This window comes from Cysteiniphilum litorale, from assembly GCF_003428165.1.
GTDB classification, from domain to species: domain Bacteria; phylum Pseudomonadota; class Gammaproteobacteria; order Francisellales; family Francisellaceae; genus Caedibacter; species Caedibacter litoralis.
Genome location: NZ_QLIQ01000175.1, coordinates 1 through 640 on the forward strand (window position 1 = coordinate 1; position 640 = coordinate 640).

The 640-nt window shown below is 34.2% G+C and carries 1 protein-coding gene; it reads right to left on the bottom strand.

Translation table 11 applies throughout. The features are described 5' to 3' along the window. Positions 1-202: 202 nt before the first annotated feature. Positions 203-640: hypothetical protein (locus DNJ75_RS15140; protein WP_206609145.1), on the bottom strand; the 438-nt coding region annotated here is incomplete at its 5' end.

Here is a 640-nt window from a genome sequence, read left to right on the forward strand (position 1 = left end):
AATCAATAAAATCACAAGAAAATCAACCGGATCAATATAAGACTCAAAACGTTGAAACTGTGCCTAATGTGACAAAAAAACAGATCATCAAGCATCAGTTGACTAAGTGATTTCTATCAAAAAATTAGGGTAAATTGGAGCCTTATTAGTTTTGATATGTTGAACTTTAGATGTAGAAGTTTAAACATGACCTGACAGTTGCCTATTTTCCCTTTGACCCTTTTAATTTTTCCGAATCCACATTACCACTTAAAAGATTGGCAATGTACTCGTCTGATTCTCTCTTATTTTCCTTTAGTTCAACCCCATAGCCCTCATGTCTAGATAACTTAGCATTATAAGTAAATGCAAACGCTTGTCTGATCAAATGGTGGCATTCAATCATTTTCTTGGCGGCATCTTGATAGACTGCTTGCCAATTCTCCATTTCCTCATCATCTGACGCATTAAGCTGTGCTTTTTTGACTGCATAGCCTATATCAATCAAATCACGGATGAATGCAGATTCGTTTGTTTCCTCATATTCAACCATCAATTCACGAATATTCATTAGCTTTTTTTCATCAATTCGTATTTCTTTTGGTATCATCTTAGGCATTATTTTCACCGTTATTTTGTTCACTATCTTTGTTGTAAAGTA